At 67.2% G+C, this 20,073-nt stretch carries 18 protein-coding genes and 1 pseudogene; 12 read left to right on the top strand and 7 right to left on the bottom strand.

What is annotated here, in order from left to right:
* Positions 1-14 precede the first annotated feature (14 nt).
* Positions 15-860 (top strand): NAD(P)-dependent oxidoreductase, encoded by an 846-nt coding sequence (locus tag AB0F68_RS24130; protein ID WP_357341945.1) that lies wholly within the window; start codon positions 15-17, stop codon positions 858-860.
* Positions 861-892: 32 nt separating this feature from the next.
* On the opposite strand, the gene AB0F68_RS24125 is transcribed toward AB0F68_RS24130, so the two are convergent.
* From AB0F68_RS24125 to AB0F68_RS24100, 6 genes and pseudogenes are all read right to left on the bottom strand, one after another.
* The gene (locus AB0F68_RS24125; RefSeq protein WP_357341943.1) at positions 893-1,300 is read right to left on the bottom strand and encodes a hypothetical protein; all 408 of its coding nucleotides are present in this window, start codon (positions 1,298-1,300) and stop codon (positions 893-895) included.
* Positions 1,301-1,605: 305 nt separating this feature from the next.
* Positions 1,606-1,707, bottom strand: a pseudogene (locus AB0F68_RS24120) (MerR family DNA-binding transcriptional regulator); the annotation flags it as partial.
* 5 nt (positions 1,708-1,712) lie between these two features.
* Entirely contained in the window at positions 1,713-2,075 is a 363-nt protein-coding gene (locus AB0F68_RS24115; protein ID WP_357341941.1) for a transposase, read from the bottom strand.
* Positions 2,035-2,454: a transposase gene (locus tag AB0F68_RS24110; RefSeq protein WP_357341939.1), complete on the bottom strand. Its 420-nt coding sequence runs from the start codon at positions 2,452-2,454 to the stop codon at positions 2,035-2,037. Before AB0F68_RS24110 ends, AB0F68_RS24115 begins: the two co-directional genes overlap by 41 nt.
* Positions 2,337-4,070 (bottom strand): iron ABC transporter permease, encoded by a 1,734-nt coding sequence (locus tag AB0F68_RS24105; RefSeq protein ID WP_357341937.1) that lies wholly within the window; start codon positions 4,068-4,070, stop codon positions 2,337-2,339. Before AB0F68_RS24105 ends, AB0F68_RS24110 begins: the two co-directional genes overlap by 118 nt.
* Before the next feature lie 82 nt (positions 4,071-4,152).
* Complete coding sequence (locus AB0F68_RS24100) at positions 4,153-5,208, bottom strand: extracellular solute-binding protein (protein ID WP_357341935.1); 1,056 nt, start codon at positions 5,206-5,208, stop codon at positions 4,153-4,155.
* A 288-nt stretch (positions 5,209-5,496) separates the two neighbouring features.
* Here AB0F68_RS24100 and AB0F68_RS24095 point away from each other — a divergent pair, with 288 nt between their 5' ends.
* The 3 genes from AB0F68_RS24095 to AB0F68_RS24085 are packed head-to-tail and all read left to right on the top strand — an operon-like array spanning position 5,497 to position 8,718.
* A complete protein-coding gene (locus tag AB0F68_RS24095) occupies positions 5,497-6,021 on the top strand; it encodes a hypothetical protein (RefSeq protein ID WP_357341933.1) in 525 nt (174 codons plus the stop codon).
* Entirely contained in the window at positions 6,014-7,555 is a 1,542-nt protein-coding gene (locus tag AB0F68_RS24090; protein ID WP_357341931.1) for an ethanolamine ammonia-lyase reactivating factor EutA, read from the top strand. The genes AB0F68_RS24095 and AB0F68_RS24090 overlap by 8 nt, the downstream gene beginning before the upstream one ends.
* A gap of 50 nt (positions 7,556-7,605) precedes the next feature.
* Entirely contained in the window at positions 7,606-8,718 is a 1,113-nt protein-coding gene (locus AB0F68_RS24085; protein WP_357341929.1) for a hypothetical protein, read from the top strand.
* A gap of 267 nt (positions 8,719-8,985) precedes the next feature.
* Here AB0F68_RS24085 and AB0F68_RS24080 read toward each other — a convergent pair whose 3' ends face one another.
* A complete protein-coding gene (locus AB0F68_RS24080; RefSeq protein ID WP_357341927.1) occupies positions 8,986-9,426 on the bottom strand; it encodes a hypothetical protein in 441 nt (146 codons plus the stop codon).
* Positions 9,427-9,615: 189 nt separating this feature from the next.
* Between AB0F68_RS24080 and AB0F68_RS24075 the strand changes: the two genes are divergently transcribed.
* From AB0F68_RS24075 to AB0F68_RS24040, 8 genes are all read left to right on the top strand, one after another.
* Positions 9,616-10,566: an extracellular solute-binding protein gene (locus AB0F68_RS24075; RefSeq protein ID WP_322440885.1), complete on the top strand. Its 951-nt coding sequence runs from the start codon at positions 9,616-9,618 to the stop codon at positions 10,564-10,566.
* 95 nt (positions 10,567-10,661) lie between these two features.
* Positions 10,662-12,317 (top strand): iron ABC transporter permease, encoded by a 1,656-nt coding sequence (locus AB0F68_RS24070; protein WP_357341925.1) that lies wholly within the window; start codon positions 10,662-10,664, stop codon positions 12,315-12,317.
* A 13-nt stretch (positions 12,318-12,330) separates the two neighbouring features.
* Positions 12,331-13,125: a hypothetical protein gene (locus AB0F68_RS24065; protein ID WP_322440887.1), complete on the top strand. Its 795-nt coding sequence runs from the start codon at positions 12,331-12,333 to the stop codon at positions 13,123-13,125.
* Positions 13,126-13,157: 32 nt separating this feature from the next.
* Positions 13,158-14,255 (top strand): ABC transporter substrate-binding protein, encoded by a 1,098-nt coding sequence (locus AB0F68_RS24060; RefSeq protein WP_357341915.1) that lies wholly within the window; start codon positions 13,158-13,160, stop codon positions 14,253-14,255.
* A gap of 68 nt (positions 14,256-14,323) precedes the next feature.
* The gene (locus AB0F68_RS24055; RefSeq protein WP_322440889.1) at positions 14,324-15,040 is read left to right on the top strand and encodes an aspartate/glutamate racemase family protein; all 717 of its coding nucleotides are present in this window, start codon (positions 14,324-14,326) and stop codon (positions 15,038-15,040) included.
* A gap of 55 nt (positions 15,041-15,095) precedes the next feature.
* The gene (locus AB0F68_RS24050) at positions 15,096-16,775 is read left to right on the top strand and encodes an iron ABC transporter permease (RefSeq protein ID WP_357341912.1); all 1,680 of its coding nucleotides are present in this window, start codon (positions 15,096-15,098) and stop codon (positions 16,773-16,775) included.
* 62 nt (positions 16,776-16,837) lie between these two features.
* Entirely contained in the window at positions 16,838-17,950 is a 1,113-nt protein-coding gene (locus AB0F68_RS24045; protein ID WP_357341910.1) for an ABC transporter ATP-binding protein, read from the top strand.
* A gap of 649 nt (positions 17,951-18,599) precedes the next feature.
* Positions 18,600-20,060, top strand: coding sequence for an aldehyde dehydrogenase family protein (locus AB0F68_RS24040; protein ID WP_357341990.1), 1,461 nt, complete (start codon positions 18,600-18,602; stop codon positions 20,058-20,060).
* Positions 20,061-20,073 lie beyond the last annotated feature (13 nt).

The raw sequence follows: 20,073 nt of genomic DNA, 5'->3' as shown, positions 1-20,073 counted from the left end.
CCTAAGGAGTTCTGATGGTGATGACCACTGCCGACCCCGTCGGCATCGTGGGGGCGGGCGCGATGGGCCTGCCGATCGTCCGCTACCTCACCGAGGCAGGCTTCCGCGTGCTGTGCTGGGACCTCGACCCGGGCCGCCTTAACGATGCCGTCACCAACGGCGGCGAGGCGGCCTCCGGTCCTGCGGACCTGGGCGTGTGCCGGGCGCTGCTCGTGTTCGTCCCGACCGACGAGGACGTGCGCTCGGTCGCGCTGGAGTTCGCCGAGGTCGCCTCGCCGGGCGCGTACTTCGTGATCCACAGCTCGGTGCGCACCCAGACCTGCCGGGCCCTGACCGAGGAACTCGCCCCGGCCGGGATCAAGGTCGTCGACGCCGCACTGACCGGTGGCGTGCGCGGTGCCCGGGCAGGCGAGATCAACCTGCTCGTCGGCGGTGCCGCGGAGGACGTCGCGGCCCTCGAGCCGGTCTTCGCGCCCTGGACCAGCCACGTCAACCACCTCGGCCCGTCCGGGAACGGCCAGATCGGCAAGACGGTCAACAACATGATCCACTGGGGTCAGATCGTCTGCATCGTCGAGGCGCTCTCGCTGGGTCTCGAGCTGGGCCTCAAGCCGGAGCAGATGCGCCCGGCGCTCTACAACGGACCGACCGACAGCCGCACCCTCCGCGAGCTCGAGGAGATGCGGTTCACCTGGTACGAGAAGGACACCGACAACGCCGTCGAGATGGCCTCCGACATCGACCGGAAGCTGTACTTCAGCGAGATCGTCCGGACCTTCATGCGCAGCATCAACGTCGCGAACGTCGCCGCCCTGCTCGACGGCGAGAGTGTCGTCGAACTGCCGGAGATCACCATCTGACCGCAGCGCACGGCCCCACGCGAAAGAGGGCCCTACTGACACATCCGTGGGTGGGTTGGCGTGATCAAGTGATAGTCGATGGTGGAGATCTTCTCGGTCGGGCGGTCGGTGACCGGGCCGTGGTTCTCGTCTGTCGGCAGGGGGTCGCCGGCGGCGAACGAGCACAGCGAGGCTTGCCCATAGCTGGCGGGCGAGGTTCGCGGTACGCCCTCGGGGTGGCCGTTCTTCCCACGCCTCCAGTGCTGGCGTATCTGCCGCGCCAGAAACGGATCCCCAGACCACCGGTCCGCCCTCAACGCGGCGAATATCCGCTTCCGCTGCACCGGATCGTCAGTGCGCCGGGTGATCGCCCGGCGCACCTCGGCCTTCGCCGCCTCCATGCTCGCCGCGATGTCGGCCATCGCGTCGCGGACGGTTTCCTTCCACGCGTTCGCCAGCACCAAACCGCGTGTGGGTGCCGTCCGCCAGCCACCGATCCCGCACCTGTCGATCCCGTAGTCCGGCTCCGACACGGTTGACCGAGCCGTAACGCTGCCACACCTCGCTGCGCACCCGGCCCAACCGGCGGGCCTGCTCCACCAGAGCCGCGTACTTGCCGGGGTTCAGTCGGGCGGAGTAGGCGATGCGGGTGACCTTCACCGGTCATCTCCCACGGTCAGGACCGCCCCTTCGAGTTCCTTCTCGTAGCGGCGCAGACCGTACAGCCGACAGGAGAAGGTGTGCACGACCGCCAACAGGTCCTTGGACGACGGGCCACGATCCGACCCTCCACCTCCCACCGACGCACCGTGCTCACCGAGCGGCCCACCCGCTCGGCAAACTCGCCGATCCGATACACGCTACCCACGACGGTCAATCGTCGGCAGCCCTACAAAGGAAAGCAACCACTAGTCGCAGCTCCACGAGGGTGTTGGACAGTTGGTGTTCGATGCTGATTTCGATGGCGGCGCGGTGACGCATGATGCGGCGGGAAAGGCCGACGAAGGCGGGGATGCGGCTGTGGCGCGCCCAGCCGATCCACTGGTCGAGTGCGGTGACCGCCAGCCGTGGGAACCCCTGCCGGGACAGCTGAAATGCCCCGCGCGGTCGTTCCTTCAGCGTCCATGCCCGATGCAGACGGGGATGGGTGCGTTCGATCCAGTCCAGCTGGGTTTGCTGGGCCTCGGTCAGGTCGTCAGGGTCCTTCCGCAGTGGCCAACGGGCGTTCTTGAGCACCTTGGACACCTCGCTGGATCGCCCCGTTCCCGCCGCGGGCGGTGTTCCACACGTCGCGGCGGACCTGGTCGAGTGCCTCGGTGGCCCAGGCCGCCACATGGTAGCGGTCGGCGCCGCGGACCGCGTTCGGGCAGCGCTCGTCGATCACATCAGTGATCCACTGGGCGCCATCGGTGGACACGTGGGTGATCTGGCACAGCGTTCGGGACCCAGCAAGAGCCCCGCCGACGAGCTCTCGGGCGGGGCTCTTTTGTGGCGGCGTCAGAGCTTGAAGCCGAACCGCTTCGCGAGCCAGAACGCCAGGCCGCCGATGACGATGCTGGCGCCGGAGAGCATCGATCCGTAGGCGCTGAGCGCCCCGGCTGTGCCGTCCTTCCACATGTCAAGCAGTTGCGTCGCGACGACCGGCGTCGCCGCCGTGTAGAGCATCGAGGCGATCGATACGTCGCGGAAGGCGTGGAAGAAGACGTAGAGCCACGATCCGATGATGGCGGGCATCAGCAGCGGGAACAGGATGCGCCGGAAGACGGTGAGCGTGCCCGCGCCTGCGACGCGGCTCGAGTCATCGATGTCCGGGCTGATCTGCAACAGCGCCGGCTGTAGGTACCGCATGGAGTACGGCGCGTAGTGGGCGACGAACGCGAACACCAGGATCCAGAGTGTTCCGTAGATGCCGATCGGGACCCGCAGGAAGGTGATCAGGAAGGCCAGCCCCAGCACGGTTCCGGGGATCACCATCGGTACGGACAGGATGTGGTCCAGGCTCTGTCGGCCCCGTACCTTCGTGCGGACGATGATGTACGCGGCGACGAGGCACAGCAGAGTGGCCCACGTCGCCGAGACGACGCCGACGTACAGGCTGTTCGTCACCCCGTCCCAGATGCCGCGATAGTCCGCGACCTGCTCGTAGTTCTTCATGGTGAACTCGCCGAGGCCGTCGCCCTGACCGAGCTGTGGCCAGAATGAGGTCATCACCATCGCGAGGACCGGGGCGACGTAGCCCAGCAGGATGAGGAAGGTGACTCCGCCGGCGACCCATCGCCAGTGCCCCAGATCGGCCTCGCGTGCGCGGAACGCCTTGCCGGTCACCGTGGCGAAGCGCGAGCCGAGCTTGGTCGCCCGGTGGTACAGGTAGAGACCCAGGGACAGCACCACGACGAGCATCGTTCCGAACGCGGCCGCGGTCGCGTAGTCCGGCCGGAAGCTCTTGCGCAGGCTGCTGTAGATCTCGGTGGTGAACGTGCGGATGCCGGCCGAACTGCCGAGGAACAGCGGGATCTCGAAGGCCTGGACGGCCCGCACGACGACCAGGATCAGGACTGCGAAAATGCTCGGCGCCAGCAACGGGCCGGAGATGCGACGCAGAACAGTGGATCGGCGAGCGCCGGAGGTCAGTGCGCTCTCCTCGAGACTGGCATCCATAGCGCGGAACGGGCCGACCAGCAGCAGGAAGACCATCGGCGCCCAGGACCAAGCCTGGATGATGATGATGCCCGGCATGCTCTGGACGACCGGTGCCCAGCCGATGAGGTCTTCGATCGGCCCGCGGGCGATGCCGGCCCCCTTGCCGAACAGCAGGATCCAGCCGGTGGCCTCGATCATGCCAGGGATCGCGAAGGAGAAGAACACGCAGGCGTAGACGAGGCCCTTGCCCGCCATGTTCGTGCGAGCCACGAACCACGCCATGGCACTACCCAGCGCGAGGGCCAGCACGCTGGCGCCCACCGTGAAGACGGCGGTGTCCCACGCGACGTCCTTGAAACTGTCCGATGCGACGAGATCCCGGTACGCGCCCAAGCTGATCGCGCCGCTCTCCGTCACCGAACCGCCGGGCGTGAAGCTCGTCCAGATCATCAGGACCAGCGGTGGGAGCACAAGCATCGCCGCGACGACGACGATGACGAAGAACGACGCGTTGGAGCCGAACCGGGGGAGCGTGAAGCCCGTCCGCGTTGCTCGTGCACGCGGCAGTGTGGTCGGTGCGGTCGCAGTCATGATTGAGGTCTCACTCTCGTCACTTCCACCACGGCCGCGCCCGGACGGTTTGTCCCGGCGCGGCCTGCGGTCGAGTTGCCCGTCAGCTGAAGGTCTTCTCGAACAGTTCCTGCCAGGTGGTGAACGCCTTCTCGTAGTCCTTCGCCGTCTTGTAGGTCTCGTCGGGAACCCACGACTTGAAGCCGAGGTCCTCGTCGGGCCGCGGGTATTGCTTCTTCTCGTAGATCTTGCCGCCGTCCTCGCTGAGCAGCATGTCGGTGAGCAGCATTGCCGCGCACGGGTGCGGCGCCTTCGCGAAGACGCCGGCATAGCCGACGTTGGCGGTCACGGGCTCGATGGCCACCCACTTGATCGGGGAGTTGTCCTTGATCAGCTGCTGGGCGTGGTTACGGAAGATGCCCGGCGACGAGGCCACCTCGCCCTTCGCGATCAGGCCGGCGAGTGCGGATCCGGACACCGACTCGATGCGGATGTTCTGCTCGCCGAGCTTCTTGAGGTATGCCTTTCCGGCGTCTTCGCCGAGGGTCGTCAGCACGTTGCCGATGAAGCGCACGCCCGTGGTGCTGTCGGTCAACGCCAGCTTGCCCTTGAGCGCCGGCTTGAGGAGGTCGTCCAGCGTCTTCGGGACGTCCGCGTCGGGCACCTTGTTCGTGTTGTAGGCGAAGGAGACGTACGACGCGCGGTCGCCGATGCCCAGGATCTTGCCCTCGTCGTTCTTGAGGGTGAAGCGTTCGGAGTACTTTGCCGTCACCGGGCTCGTGAACGTCGCCAGGGCACCGATGTCCGCGAGCTCCCGGTAGGCATCGGAGGAGAGTTCGAGGATGTCGCCCTGCAGGCGGTCGGCCTGGCTCTCCTGGACGACACGCGATGTGATGTCGCTCTCGTCGCCGCGGAAGGTCTTGACCTTCACGTCCGGATATTTTTCGTTGAAGGCCTTGATCATGTCGTCGATGACGCCGCCGGCGAGCGAGGTGTACCAGGTGACCGAGCCCTCCTTCTTGGCGCAGTCGGCGAGGTAGGTGTCGCGGTCGCTGCCGGTGTAGGTGAAGGCGGTGGCGGCGGCATTGGTTTCCCCGCCTGCCTCGCCGTTGCTGCCTCCACAGGCGGTGAGCAACGACGTGAGGGCCACGGAGATCACGGAGATGACAGTGGCGGTCCGGAGATGGATATGCATTTCAACCACTTTCGTTGTAGTTGGGACGGTTCCGCCGGCGTGCTCGTCCGAGGTAGCGACCTCGCACGTCATTGAGTTGAAGGTCTAATGGTCATGCCACGTGGTTTGTATCACGCCCTAACGATGCTGTGAACCCCCAGCTGCGAGTGCGACGGGCTTCCGGAACGGGGCTCATGCACGGGGTGTTGTGGTGGCCCGACAGCATGACTATGGTCAGTCCATAAGACCTAACCGATGGCGAGAGGAAGGCCGATGCTGGACGCGAGCCTGCGCAAGACGTTTGACGGTGAGCGTCAGCACAGGGGCCGCAAGGGCAGCGCCGAGACCGGCGGCCGTGTCTTCGCCCTCAACGACGTGAGCTTCGTCGTGGAGGAGGGTGACCTCGTCACGCTGCTCGGCCCGATCGCCGCCACGTCGGATTGGCCGAGCAGGACGATCGAGGCGCTGTACCCGATGGCCGCGAGCAGCCGGACGCGTTCCTCGCCGCCTTGCTCGCAGGGGTCCGACGCCAAGGTGACGACGATCCGCCACGCGGCTATCCAGTTGGACACCCCGGACGAGCTGCGCGGCGTGGTGACGGCCATCTACCAGATGTCCTCCCGTGGCGGCTTGGCACTGGGGGACACCCTCGTCGGTGGTGTGGCCGGTGTGATCGGCCCGGTCGCCGCGTTGACCGCCGAAGGGCTCGCCACGGCTGCCATCGCCGCCGGTGTGCTGTCCCGGCCCAACGCAGTGCGCTCCTATCCCGCCGCGACGCAGGAGGCGGCCCATGTCTGAGCACCACCACCAGGGCCACCACCACGATCACGGCCACCACCACCACTGCCATCACGACGATCACGGCCACAGCCATGCGTGGGAGACCGAGCCGGTACCTGAGGACGCCGAGGAGATGGACGGCATCGAGCGCCTGACCTTGCACTCGGCCGGCCTCGACGTCGGCTCGGCAACGTCGCATCTGACGATCTCCCGGCTGGTGCTCAAGCGGCTCGGGGTCGAACTGTCCAACCAGTTCGTCGTCGCCGAGCGCACGGAACTCTACCGCTCGCAGGTCACGCTCACTCCTTACCGGGACGACTCGCTGATCGATGCGGCAGCCCTGCAGGGCTTCTTCGACGCCGCGTACCGAGAGGCCGGCTTCACGCCGGTCGAGATCGACACGGGCGTGATGATCGTGACGGGCGAGGCCGCGAACCGGCCGAACGCCGAAGAGCTCGCGACGACGTTTGCCGCCCGGTCCGGAGCCTTCATCTGCGTAGCGGCTGGCCCGCACTACGAGGCGCTGCTCGCGGCCCACGGATCCGGCGCCGTGGCACTGTCCGCTACCGGCCAGCGTGTCCTCAACGTCGACATCGGCGGGGGTACGACCAAGCTGTCGGTCGTGTCGGCGGGCGAGGTTCTGCACACCGGCGCCTTCAGCGTCGGGGCCAGGCTGGTCGCCTTCGACGGCAGTTGCCGACTCACCCGTGTCGAGCCGCCCGGCCGGTGGATGCTGGACCTCCTCGGCTCGTCCGCGGACGTGGGTGACGTCATCGACGAACCCGTCCTCGACGCGCTGACCGGTCTGATGGCAGACCTGGTGCTCCAGGTCATCGACCGACAGCCCCGCGACGAACTGCTCCACCGCCTCTGGGTGACCGGCGAGCTGCCGGCCGAGACGTTTGACGACATCGGCACCATCGTCTTTTCCGGCGGCGTGTCCGAGCACATCTACGGACGCGAGACCGGCGACTTCGGCGACCTCGGCCTCCGGCTCGGCACAGAGCTGCGCAAGCGGCTGGCCGCCAGCGGCCTGGGCGCGCAGGTGATCGAGCCGGCGCAGGGCATCCGGGCCACCGTCCTCGGCGCCGGGCAGCACAGCGTCCAGGCCAGCGGGATCACCAGCTTCCTCGACGACGGCGTCCTGCCCGTGGCCGGCCTCAAGGTGGTGGCAGCGACGGCGGGGGAGTCCGCCGGGCTGGCCGAGGCGCTCGCGGCCACCGCACGGCGATTCGAGATCGACGGGCATGCCCCGCAGGTGGCGTACGCCCTCGCCGTCACGGCCGATCCGGACTACCGGCTGCTGCGCGGCATTGCCGAGGAACTCGTCAAGGTGGCCGACCCGGCGCGCCCGCTCTACGTCGTCCTCGACGCCGACGTCGCCCACGCGCTGGGCCGCATCCTGCGGGTGGAAGTCGGTTGGGCGGGTCCGCTCGTGGCGGTCGACGGCGTCGCGGTCGGCGAGCTGGACTACCTCGACATCGGCCGCCCGCTCGGCGCCGTCGGCGCCGTCCCGGTGACGGTGAAATCCCTGACGTTCCTGACGCGATAGCGATCAACCCGAACCCAAGTCCTGGCGAGCAACCAGAAGGAGAGCAAGCGATGAGTGTCGAAGCTGCGGTCGAGCCGCGGGCGAGGTTCGTCTACGACGAGTGGATGGAGAGCCGCGGCGTCCCGATCCACACCGGCTATGCGGTGTCCGACCTGCGCACCGTCGAACTCGGCTGGTGGGAGGAGCGGCAGTGCAACACCGCCTTCGTCCAACTGATGGGCCAGGAGGGCGTGAGCGAGACCCGCGTCACCGAGATCCCTCCGGGCGCGACGCTGCCGGCGTACAAGGTCGGCATTGACGAGGTCGTGTACGTCCTGATGGGCAACGGCAGCACCCAGGTCTCCGACGGCAGCGGCCACTCGCAGTCCTTCGAGTGGTCGGCGCGCGCGATGTTCCTCGTTCCCGCCAACACCACCCGCCAGTTCCGCAACCTCAGCGGCGACACGACCGTCCGCCTGGTGCACTACACGTACCTGCCGCTGGCGCTGTCGGTCGTCACCGACCCCGACTACTTCCTCAACAACCCCTACCGGCTGCCGGCGCCGATCACCGCCGACGGCGACGCCTACTCCGACGCCCGCACCGTGCCGGGCGGCGAGGGGTACCGGTGGATCAACGGGCAGCGCGGCAAGGGTGTCGCCTACTGGTACGGGCGCCTGTTCCCCGACATGCTCGCCTGGGACCGGCTCGACACCAACGAGGAGCGGGGCGCCGGTAGCCGCACCGTCCGGATCCAGTTCGCCGGCACCGACATGAGTGCGCACATGTCCGTCTTTGCCTCCCGCACCTACAAGAAGGGCCACCGCCACGGTCCCGGTCGCGCCATCCTCATCCCCGGCGGCGAGGGCTACTCGGTGATGTGGCCCGAGGGCGGCGAGAAGGTGATCGTCCGCTGGCAGGAGGGCTCGATGTTCGTGCCCCCGAACCGGTGGTTCCACCAGCACTTCAACCTCGGCGCGAACCCCGCCCGCTACCTGGCGATCCACCCCCCGATCCAGCTGAACGGCTACACCGAGAAGGTCGTCAACGCGAACGACCAGATCGAGTACGTCGCCGAGGACCCCGAGGTGCGTGCGATGTTCGAGCGCGAACTGGCCGAGCGCGGCCTGACCACGCTGATGCCGGACGAGGCGTACACGAACCCGGACTATGTCTGGAAGTGATCAGCAAGCGCAACGGGGGGCCGTCTGAAGGCGGCACCCCGTTCTGCTGATCAGCAGGTCGCTGGCGGTCAGAGACCGCCAGCAACGGTGGTAGTTCGGCGAGCAGGCGCCCGAAGCTGGTCCGCTTCTCGCCGACCATGAAGTGGCGCTGCGTGTGCCACACCCGGGCCGGGACGGTGTGCAGGACCGGCACCTCGAGGTCCTGCTCGAGCACGTCGACGATGTCGAGCATGCGCCAGCCGCCGCCCATCATGTACGGGTGCGCCTCTACGCCGCTGAGACGACTTCGGTTCCCGCATCCTTGAGGACTGCGTCGAACAGTTCGGTGAACTTCCCGTCCCGGTCCCGGATCAGGAACCGCGCCCGGCAGCCGCCGTCCTCGAGGTCCATGATCAGATTCTTCGCGGCTTGCGCCATCCAGGATGCGGTCGGGTGGGCGGTGGCACCCAGGATCCGGATCCGCCGATTGGCGTGCTCGATCACCGCGAACCCGTACATCCGCGCCACGAACGGGGTGACCGTTTCCAGGAAGTCGCAGGCCGGCAGGGCGTGGGCCTGGGAGCGCTGGAAGTCGGCGCAGGTGCGGGGAGCCCGCTCCCCTTGTGGCCGCGTCGGCGTCGGCTGGGCCTCTGAACTGGACGGCGCTCTTCCTATCGGCCGCCATGTGTGATAGCAATCAACTCCGTAATGGATAGTCCATATTTCCATCAGTCCAACGTAGTCCTGGTTTGAGCAGTGGCTGCCCCGGAGGAGACGTGAGCCATGAGTCGGTTGACGAGGAGTGCGGCGAGGAAGCCTCGCGCCGTCGCATGTGTGTGTGCGTGGATGGTTGGCTTGGCGCTCCTCGCTGCCTGTGAGGGCTCGGGGGACCAGGGGTCCGCGACGGGGTCCGCCGACGTGCTGGCCGTCGCGACGTACACCGGGGCGGACCGTCAGGCGAAGTTGCTCGAGGGCGCGAAGAAGGAGGGGGAGCTCGAGCTCTACACCAACCCGACCGGTGACATCACCGACGCCATTGTCGCTGCCTTCGAGAAGAAGTACCCGGACATCAAGATCAAGGTGACTCAGGGTGACTCCTCCGACCTTGCCCGGAGGATCTCCGAGGAGTCTTCGGGCGGTCGGCACACCGTCGACATCATCGAGACCACGACCGGCGCGCTCGGCGCGCTCGGTGATGCCGGGCTGCTCTCCAAGTTCACCTCGCCCGAGGAAGGCGCGTACGCCGCCGACGCGGTACGCGACCACTATGTGGGCGTCCGCGAGTCCTACCTCGGGCTCGGCTACAACACGAAGCTGGTCGCCGCTACGGACGTTCCGCGGACGGTCGAGGACCTCCTGAACCCCAGGTGGAAGGGGAAGATCGTCCTGCCCACCAGCGCGACTGGCGTGCGATGGATCGCCGCGCTGGAGCTCACGAAGGGCAAGGAGTTCGTCCAGCAGATGTCCAAGCAGGACATCCGGGGTCAGAACGTGTCGGGACGGGCGCTGGCCGACCTCATCGTGTCCGGCGAGGTCGCGCTCTCGCCGACCATCTACAACTCGCACGTCAGTGTGAGCCAGGCCAAGGGCGCGCCCATCGCCTGGCAGCCGGTCGAACCGGTGATCGCCGTACCGACAGCCCTCGCCCTCGCGGTCAACGCGCCGCATCCGAACGCCGCCATGCTCTATGTCGACTTCGCGCTCTCGAAGGAGGGCCAGGAGATCTACCGTTCGAAGGGCTACGACTCCGCTCGCACCGACATGGCCGGTGACAAGTCCTTCCAGAAGATCTACATCGACACCAGGGACGACTACTCGAGCGCGTTCCCGCAGTGGGAAAAAGACATGCGCGATCTGCTCCTGAAATGACGGACGAAGAGAGAGCCGAGCTGATGTCGGTCGTGCGTCCAGTCGTCCGCACGCGGTCCCTGGTGCGGCCACCGTTGCCCCAAGCGGAGACGTGGGTGGCCACCGTGGTCGGATCGCTGCTGGTGATCCTGGTGGTCCCGCCGCTGGTCTTCCTGGTCAGCACCAGCATGCACAGCTGGGACGGCCTGCGACCGGGGCCTGTTTCGCTGGAGAACTTCCAAGGCATCCTGTCGGATGGCGTCGCCTCGCTCGAACTGCTCAAGAACTCGCTGATCTACGCCGGGGGCAGCACCGCGATCGCCATCGTCGCGGGTTCGGGGCTCGCCTGGCTCGTGGAACGGACCAACACCCCGGGCAAGGGCGCGATCTACGTCGCGGCCTTCGTCTCGCTGGCCGCGCCGGGCGTGATCAACGTCATCGGCTGGATCATGCTCTTCGGGCCTGACGCCGGGCTCATCAACACCCTGGCGCATCGGATCGGGCTCGAGGGTGGTTTTTTTGACATCTTCTCGATGGGCGGCATGGTGCTCGTCGAGAGCCTCTCGTGGACGCCGGTTGTCTTCCTGCTGATGGTCACGCCCTTCAAGTTCATGGACCCGAGCTTGGAGGAGGCGGGTCTGGTGTCCGGCGCGTCCCGGTGGACGGTCTTCCGCCGGATCACGATCCGGATGGCGCTCCCCAGCGCGCTCGCCGCCCTGATGCTGAGCCTGATCCGTACCTTGGAGTCATTCGAGGCCCCGGCACTGATCGGAATCCCCGGTGGGGTCAAGGTGCTGACCACCGAGATCTACCTGCAGATCAAGAGCGGTCTGGTGCCCGAGTACGGCTCGGCGTCGGCGTACGCCGTGATCCTGATCGTCCTGGTCGCGGTGCTGCTGTGGGGCTACAGCCGGCAGACTGCTTCGGGCGAGCGGTTCGCGACCGTCACCGGCAAGGGCTTCCGGCCGGCTGTGGTGGACCTCGGCCGGCTGCGCATCGTCGGCGGGATCATTTCGTGGGCGACGCTCCTGCTGGTGCTGGCCCCGCTGCTGGTCCTGGTCTGGGCCTCGCTGCTGCCCTACTACCGAACGGTGTCCTGGGAGGCCCTCCAGAGCCTCACCCTGGACAACTACGCCAGTGCGCTCGGGCGGTCCGGAATCGTCCGGTCGGTCGGCAACACCCTCGTGGTCAGCGTGGTGAGCGGGGTGGCAGTGATGGCCATTTCACTCGGTGCGGCCTGGGTGATGGCGCGTACCTCGATTCGCGGTCGGCGTGGCCTCGACCTGCTGGCCTCGCTTCCACTGGTGGTCCCGGGCGTCGTGGCTGGTATCGCCGTCCTCCGGACCTACATAGCGTCGCCGATCCCCGTCTACGGCACCATCTGGATTCTGGCGATCGCGTTCACCATGCGATACCTGCCGTACGGCATGCGCTATGCCCATGCGGGCATCGTTCAGATGCATCCCGATCTGGAAGAAAGCGCCCGCACCAGCGGGGCGGCATTCTGGGCCCGCATCCGTCGCGTGGTGCTCCCACTGACCCTGCCGGCGATGGCCGGAGGCTTCATCTTCACGTTCCTCAACAGCAGCAGCCAGCTCGCCATTCCTCTGCTGCTGTCGGGGCCCGACAGCCAGGTCATCTCCGTGGCGATCTTCGACCTGTACCAGAACGGGGCAGTGACCGAGCTCGCGGCGTTCAGCGTCGTGGTCACCGCAGCGATCGTCGCGCTGTCGGGCGCCGCCTACCGCATCACACGGAGTCAAGGACTCTGAGAGGACATATCGGATGGTCGACATAACCCCCGCCGCCGGGGAAGCCCCGCATCGCGTCGAACTGCCGACGTGCCGCATCGGCTACGTCAACCCGCTCGACATCATCGACACCTGCCCGTACGAGTTCTATCGCCTGGCGCCCGACAACGCGATCGCCTCGATGATCAGCATCGGGCTGTCCGGCTTCTCCGGGGACGCGGCTCGCCAAGCCGTCGACTCCAACCTGACGCGCTGTCTTGCACAGCTCGCCAAGCGTCGGGTGGACTTCGTGGTCCTGGGTGGCCTGCCGATGCTCTACAACCTCGGCCCGGACTACTCTGCGGAGTTCCGGGAGCGCTGCCGGACCGAGTTTGGCCTGCGCGGCGGCACCAGCATCGATGCCGTCAACGCTGCCTTCCGAGCCCTTGGCGCACAGCGGGTCGTGATGACGAACAAGTGGGACGACCAGCTCAACGCGCGCGTCGCGGATTCGCTCGCGTCGGCGGGGGTCAATCTGGTCGGCACGGTTGCTCAAGCCCACACCGCCGACCAGGTGAAGAGCAGCTTCGAGCAGGGGGTCGACGTGGCGCTCCGCTTGGTCGAACGGGCGTTGCGCCAGCACCCGGATGCCGACTGCGTGTTCATCGCCGGTGGTGCGTGGCTGGTGGCGCCGCTGGTCGCCGACATCGAACGCGAGTTCGGGGTGGCAGTTGTCGCGGGCCAGCAGGCGAAGATCTGGTACTCGCTAAACATGGTGGGCAATCACGTCGACCGGCCGGCGTACGGCCGGCTCATGACGACGCCGGCCCAGCCTTCCCACCTGGCATGACCCTCTCTCCCACTCACTCGAGGACGGATCACATGAAGCTTCATTGCAGGGCGCGGCACCTCGCGGCGCCCAGGGCGGCGTTCCTGGCGCTGACGTTGGTGATGGGACTGGGCCTCGCCGCCTGCGGCGGTGACAACAGTAACGCCGGCGCCGCGGCCGAGATCTGGCCCGAGAAGACGATGGACGAACTGGCCGACGCTGCGGCCAAGGAGGGCGAGGTCAGCTGGTACACCGTGTTCACCAAGGAGAACAGCGCGCCCATCATCGGCGCCTTCCAGAAGGCCTATCCGGGCATCAAGGTGACCACGTTGCGCCTCAGCGCCAACCAGCTCTCCAGCCGGATCCTGACCGAGCAGCGCGGTGGTCAGTTCAACGCCGATGTGGTCTCGGGCAACGCCACCTACATCGGACAGTTGCAGAAGGCTGGTGCCCTCCAAGGCTTCCGTGTCGCGGGCCTTCCCGCGCTGCCCTCCGGGCTGACCCTCCCCGAGGGCTACGAGGGTGTGGTGTACATCAATACCTCGGTCCTCGCGTACAACCCGCAGGCCGTCAAGGCGGCGGGCCTCACACCCCCGACGACGTGGCAGGACCTCACCAAGCCGGAGTGGAAGGGCACGTTCTCGATCGATCCCGAGTCCGTCGACTGGTACGACAGCCTCGTTTCCAGCATGGGACACGACCAAGCCCTGGAACTGGTCAAGGCACTCGCTGCGAACTCGCCGCGGATCACCCCCAACCACACGCAGCAGCTGACCGAGATGCAGGCGGGCGAGACCCTGGCTGCCGTGGCAGCGTACGGACCCGCCTCGGCGGCGTTCAAGAAGACCGACCCGACCCGGACCGACTTCGTGAACTCGAACCCACTGCCGGCCGTGCTGACACTCTCGGGCCTCGCGAAGAATCCCCCACACCGCAACGCTGCCATGTTGTTCCAGAGCTGGCTGCTGTCAGCCGAGGGCCAGCAGGTCGTCGTCGACGCCGCGGGAAAGATCTCGATCCGTGGGGACGTCCGTAACAACACCACGCTATGGGACCCCAAGACCTGGACACCGGCCTGGGCCGACCCGTCGCGCCCGCCGGACGAGTACAACAAACTCAGCTCGGAGTTCGACAAAGCGGTTAACCCCTGAGGCGCGCCATGAAGATTATGTTCCTGAGCCAGTCTCCCCTCACCGGGGACCAAGACAAGCACGAGCGCGTGGAGAAGCTGCTGCGCGGCTACGCGTCGCCGGGTACCGAACTCGACCTGTGTTACCCGGACGACTTTGCCGGTTCTCGCGTGTTCCAGCGGATGGGTGAGCAGAGCGTGCTCACGGGTCTGCACCATGCGCTCGAGACCCCGGCGCTGGTCCGAAAGATTGTGTGGGCGCAGGTCCAGGGGTACGACGCCGTTGTGCAGAGCAACACGTTCGACCCCGGGGTCGAGGCGGGTCGGTTGGCCGTCGGCATCCCGGTCGTCGGGCTGTTCCGTACGTCGTTGCACGTGGCGACGACGCTCGCGACCCGGGTCGGGGTGATGGTGCCGCTCGACGGGCACGTCCCCTATACCTGGCGGCTGATCAATGGCTACGCGATGGACCGGTTCGTGACGAGCGTGCGTCCGATTCAGGTCTACGGTCAGGACCTGGTCTCCCGGCGCGAGGAGATCGAGTCGCTGGCGGTAGCCGTGATGAAGGAACAGGTCGAGCGCGATGGGGCCGAGATCATCATCCCGCTGGGTGGCGCCCTGATCCCGTACGTCGTCTCCCCCGAGTCGCTCAGCAGGCAGGTGGGCGTCCCCGTGCTGAACACCAAGTCGGTCGGCATCCGGTTCGCGGAAACCTGCGTCGCGATGGGCATCTCGCAGAGCGGAGCCGCCTACCCCCGTGCCGACCTGAGCCTGGACGACTTCGATGGCCACGCTGCAGCGCGCTGAGGCGGGGACCGCCTCAGCGGGACCGCGTACCCTTGTGACCTGGCTCCGACGGCGGGTGAGCACGCAGTCCGTTGTGTCGATCGTGGCCGTGCTCGTGGTGGGTTACCTGACCATCGTGCCGCTGGTGACCATGCTCTACTCGAGCCTGCGTTCGGACTTCCTCGGCACGACCGGTACCTGGACTCTCGAGCATTACCAGCGCACACTGACCGACGCGGCGTTCCGCGAGACCCTGGTGACCTCGCTGACCTACGCCGGGGGCGTCGCACTCGCTTCGGTCACCGTCGGCTTCGCGCTGGCCTGGGTCTATGTGCGGACCAACGCGCCGGCCAAACGTTTCGCACTGGTCGCCTCATTGGTGCCGCTCATCATCCCGGGCATCCTCAACACGGTCGCTTGGGGCCTGCTCTTGGCCCCCGACACCGGTCCCGTCAACGTGCTGCTCCGATACCTTGGCCTGCCGGCGTTCGACCTGTACTCGATGCACGGCATGATCCTGGTGCAGTCGATGCATGTCGCGCCCATCGCATTCCTGATGGGCGTCGCGTCGCTCTCGTCGATGGATTCCTCGCTCGAGGAGGCGGCCGCAGCCTCGGGAGCACGCCCGGCGACGGTTTTCCGCACGATCACCTTCCCGCTGATTCGTCCCGCCGTCCTCGGCGCGATCTTCTTAATGCTGGTGCAGACGATGTCCTCGTTCGAGGTGCCGCAGCTCATCGGCTCCGCGGCCCACAAACGAGTGTTCTCCACCGAGATCTTCACGTCGCTGCGCTCGTTCCCGCCGGACTACGGGTCGGTCTCGGTGATCGGCGTCATCGTCCTGGTGATCGCCGTGCTCGGGCTCTGGGCAGCTCGGCGCCTTGGTGGTGGTGTCGAGGGACGAGGGACGATCACGGGCAAGGGCTACCGGCCCACACTCACTGATCTTGGCCGCTGGCGGTGGGTCGCGGTACTGGCGATCATGGTCTTCTTCGTCGTGACGACCGTCCTCCCGATGCTGATTCTGGCCTGGGCTTCGCTGCTCCCGAGCTACCGGCCGCTGGATCCGGCGGAAATCAAGCACCTCACGTGGGGCAACTACAGCGAGTTGTTCAACTCGTCCAGCATCTTGGGCGCGATGACGCACAGCCTGGAGATCGCCCTCGCTGCCGGGGTGGTTGTCACCGCCATTTGCGCGGTCTCGGCCTACGTCATCGTGCGCACGCAGCTGCCGGGCAGGGCGACTCTGGACGCTTTCGCGGCGGTGCCGATCGCCGTGCCGAACATCATCCTCGGCGTGTCGACCCTTTACTGGTACCTGGTGGCGCCGCTCCCCGTGCGGCTGTACGGAACGCTCGCGATCCTGGTGGTCGCGATGGTGACGCATGCGCTGCCCTATGGCATGCGTTACCTGGTCCCCGGCGTGAGCCAGATCAAAGCCGAGCTCGAAGAGGCCTCGCTCGCATCGGGGGCCGGGTGGGCGAGGACGTTCCGGCGGATCTACCTGCCGCTGCTCGTCCCGGCGATCACGGCCTCCTTCCTCTACACCTTCATCATCTCGTTCAGGGAGCTGTCGTCGGCGATCTTCCTCTACACCCAGAAGACAGAGGTCGTGTCGATCTCGGTCTTCGAGCTGTGGTCCGACGGCCAGTTCACCGTCGTCTCAGCGCTCGGCGTCGTCATGACCCTGATGGCCTGCGTGGTGATCGGCGCCGTCAACCTCCTGAGCCGGCGCTTCGGCGTCCGGACGTCGTAGACCGTTCCCGACGGGCGGGCGCCGTCCCGCTCCTCCTGTGCAGTGAGAGAGGTGTGGTTGGCGTGATTCGGGTCGAGGTCCTGCGTAAGAACTTCGGGAAGGCCTCCAACGCCGTTGGTGCGGTGAACGGTGTGAGCTTCGAGGTCCCTGCCGGCTCGCTGGTGAGCCTCCTGGGGCCCAGCGGGTGTGGGAAGACCACGACCCTGCGGATGATCGCGGGGCTGGAGCGTCCCACGGCCGGCCGACTGGTGATCGACGGCGAGCTGGCATTCGGCGACGCGGAGAACGTCTTCGTGCCGGTCAACAGGCGCGCCATCGGCATGGTGTTCCAGTCGTACGCGATCTGGCCACACATGACCGTGGAGCAGAACGTCGGCTACCCGTTGCGCGTGGTGCGGCCGCGCCTGCCGAAGAGCGAGCAGAAGGAGCGGGTGGCCGAAGCGCTCGACCTCGTGGGTCTCGGTGCCTACGCGGCTCGCAGCGCCACCGCGCTCTCTGGTGGTCAACAGCAGCGGGTCGCTCTCGCTCGAGCCCTGGTACGGCGCCCGAAGATCCTGCTACTCGACGAGCCGCTGAGCAACCTCGATGCCGAACTCCGGGACCGGATGCGTGACGAAATCCGGCAATTGCAGCAGCAGCTCGGGATCACCACCGTCTTTGTTACCCACGATCAGGCGGAGGCGCTGGCGATCTCCGATCAGGTGATCGTGATGGATCAAGGCCGGCTCGTGGAGTCCGGCACGCCCGAGGAGGTCTATCGGCGACCGACGAGCCATGTCACGGCCCGCTTCCTCGGGCTGTCCAACCGACTGCGGGGTGAGGTCGTCGCTGTCGGTGAAGGGACCGTCCGGGTGCGGCTCGGTGGCAGCACGCTGGAGGTGGCTACCCCGGTGGCGGTGCCGACGGGATCGCCGACAGTGGTCGCCATACGTCCATCCGGGCTGCGTATCGACCGTCGGCGGATCTCTGCGGATTCGTGGCCTGGCACAGTCGAGCGCGGCATCTTCCGCGGCGACGCCTGGGACTACGCCGTCAAATTGGGTGCGGCCACGGTCTTCGTCCGCAGCTATGACCTCGACGCGCGGCTCCAGCCCGGCGAGGCGGTCTTCGTCGAGGCCCGACCAGGAGCGGCGATCCTGGTCGAAGACTTGGTGGCGGACGAGTCCCGGGGGTGACCGGGCCGAGGTCCCCGTCCGACCCTCAGCCGCTGGCCCGGATCCGTTGAGTGAGCGGGACCGCCCGATCCACGGCGCCGGCGCAGGGATCGATCGCCCGGTCCCGAGGAGCTTGCCGACGGCCAGGTAGTCCTGCGGAGAGTCCACCGTGTCGATCGACACGAGCCGGCCGGTCCGGTAACAGCGGACGGACGAACTGCTGCTTGCGGCGTGGTCGCATCACCGGCTCCGGTGGTGGGTCCGGTCAGCCGGCCGGACTCGCCCACTCGCAGACCAGGTCGATGTCCTCCTCGCGGTAGAGGTCCGGGCCGCGGAGGGCGGGGCCGCTATCGGTCACGGTTCCTTGCAGGAACGCTTTCGAAAGGGGCGGTGGCTGGTACGGCGGGCGTGGCTCCCCGCCAACCACGGTGACCGTCCCCCGTCGCCGAGAAGTCGCAGGCTTGCCGCAAGCCACAGCCCCGCCTGGCCCGCCCGATTACCGGTTGTGCCTGCGGCGCAACGTTTCGTCGCAGCCGTCCTCCTCGTATTTTCTCACCCCCGGGGTAGAGACATTCCAGGGGTTTGGGCTTATGGTCATACCACCAAATGGTTTGTTGTAGGGTCCAGTCGAGCCAGTTGGATCGGCTGATCGCAGGGCGCAGAGGTGAGCATGGATCAGGGCCACGAAACCGAGGTTCCGCTCCGCGGAATGCTCATTGATGGCGAGATCGTCGAGGCGTCTGACGGGGCGACGATGCCGTCGGAGAATCCGACGACCGAGGCGCGGATGGGAGCGCTGCCGGTCGCGACCACCGCGGATGTCCACCGCGCCGTCGAGGCGGCGCGGCGAGCATCCAGGAGTTGGAGCGAACTGCCGTGGGAGGAACGCGCGCGCGTGCTGCACGTGTACGCCGACGTGCTCGATGCTCACCGCGAGGAGTTGGCGCTGCTCGACGCGCTCGACGCCGGTCTGCCCGTGAAGAGTATGCGTGCGGACGTGACGAGCGCCGTCGCTGAGATCCGCTACTTCGCGGGCCTGGCGAGCGAGACCAAGGGGACCACGTTCCCGTCCGGTCCGGGCGCGGTGACCTTCACCGAGTTCGTTCCGTACCCGGTCGTCGCGCGGATCGTCCCGTTCAACCATCCGATCAAGTTCGCCGCCGGGAAATGCGCGGCCGCGCTCGCCGCCGGCGCTCCGGTTGTCATCAAGCCGGGAGAGCAGACCTCGCTGTCGGCACTTCGCCTGGGTGAGTTGGTCAGGGACGTCTTTCCGGCTGGCGTCTACAACATCATCACCGGCCCAGGCGCGACGGTGGGTGCCTTGCTCGCAGGTCACCCAGCGGTGCCGCGAGTGGCCTTCACCGGCAGCGTTGCCACCGGCGCCCGCATCACCGAGTTGGGAGCGCCGTACATCAAGCACGTCAGCCTGGAGTTGGGTGGCAAGAATCCTCTGATCGTCATGCCGGACGCCGACCCAGCGGACGCCGCGAGGGGCGCCGTCGGCGCGATGAACTTCGCCCGCTCGATGGGACAGTCCTGCGGATCCACCTCGCGTGCGTTCGTGCACGGGGACATCTACGACGACTTCGTGGCGCACCTCGTCGAGGCGGTCGCTGGCCTGAAGGTCGGGGATCCGCTGGACCCCGGAACCGACATGGGGCCGCTGGCCTTCCGCGCGCACCACAACAGGGTCCTGGAGTTCATCGAGGCCGGACGAAACGACGGTGCCAAGCTGCTGTACGGCGGGGGCCTGCCCACCGGCGTCAACCGCGGATTCTTCGTCGAGCCCACCGTGTTCGGAAACGTCGACATGACGATGCGGATCGCTCGAGAGGAGATCTTCGGCCCGGTGCTCTCGGTGCTGCGCTGGACCGACTACGAGCAGATGCTCGACGACGCGAACGGACTCGACGTCGGCCTCACCGGCAACGTCTGGACCAACGACATCTCGCTGGCCCTGAAGACCGCCCGCCGCATCGAGTCGGGCTACATCACCGTCAACGGGACGGGCAGGCGACCGTCAGGCTCGCCGTTCGGTGGATTCAAGCAAAGCGGAATCGGCAAGGAAAGCTCGCTCGACGAGCTCCTCAGCTACGGCCGGGAGCGCGCGGTGAACATCACGCTGCGGTGAGAGCGGACCGAAC

This window comes from Micromonospora sp. NPDC023966 (genome assembly GCF_040639095.1).
Taxonomy (GTDB): Bacteria; Actinomycetota; Actinomycetes; order Mycobacteriales; family Micromonosporaceae; genus Micromonospora.
This window is presented reverse-complemented; position numbering and strand designations above follow the sequence as displayed.

Bases quoted from the DNA above. Each gene is read 5' to 3' on its own strand.
- AB0F68_RS24090 (WP_357341931.1), top strand. From the start codon at position 6,014: ATGTCTGAGCACCACCACCAGGGCCACCACCACGATCACGGCCACCAC.
- AB0F68_RS24130 (WP_357341945.1), top strand. From the start codon at position 15: ATGGTGATGACCACTGCCGACCCCGTCGGCATCGTGGGGGCGGGCGCG.
- AB0F68_RS24040 (WP_357341990.1), top strand. From the start codon at position 18,600: ATGGATCAGGGCCACGAAACCGAGGTTCCGCTCCGCGGAATGCTCATT.
- AB0F68_RS24105 (WP_357341937.1), bottom strand. From the start codon at position 4,070: ATGACTGCGACCGCACCGACCACACTGCCGCGTGCACGAGCAACGCGG.
- AB0F68_RS24065 (WP_322440887.1), top strand. From the start codon at position 12,331: ATGGTCGACATAACCCCCGCCGCCGGGGAAGCCCCGCATCGCGTCGAA.
- AB0F68_RS24085 (WP_357341929.1), top strand. From the start codon at position 7,606: ATGAGTGTCGAAGCTGCGGTCGAGCCGCGGGCGAGGTTCGTCTACGAC.
- AB0F68_RS24080 (WP_357341927.1), bottom strand. From the start codon at position 9,426: ATGGAAATATGGACTATCCATTACGGAGTTGATTGCTATCACACATGG.
- AB0F68_RS24060 (WP_357341915.1), top strand. From the start codon at position 13,158: ATGAAGCTTCATTGCAGGGCGCGGCACCTCGCGGCGCCCAGGGCGGCG.
- AB0F68_RS24095 (WP_357341933.1), top strand. From the start codon at position 5,497: ATGCTGGACGCGAGCCTGCGCAAGACGTTTGACGGTGAGCGTCAGCAC.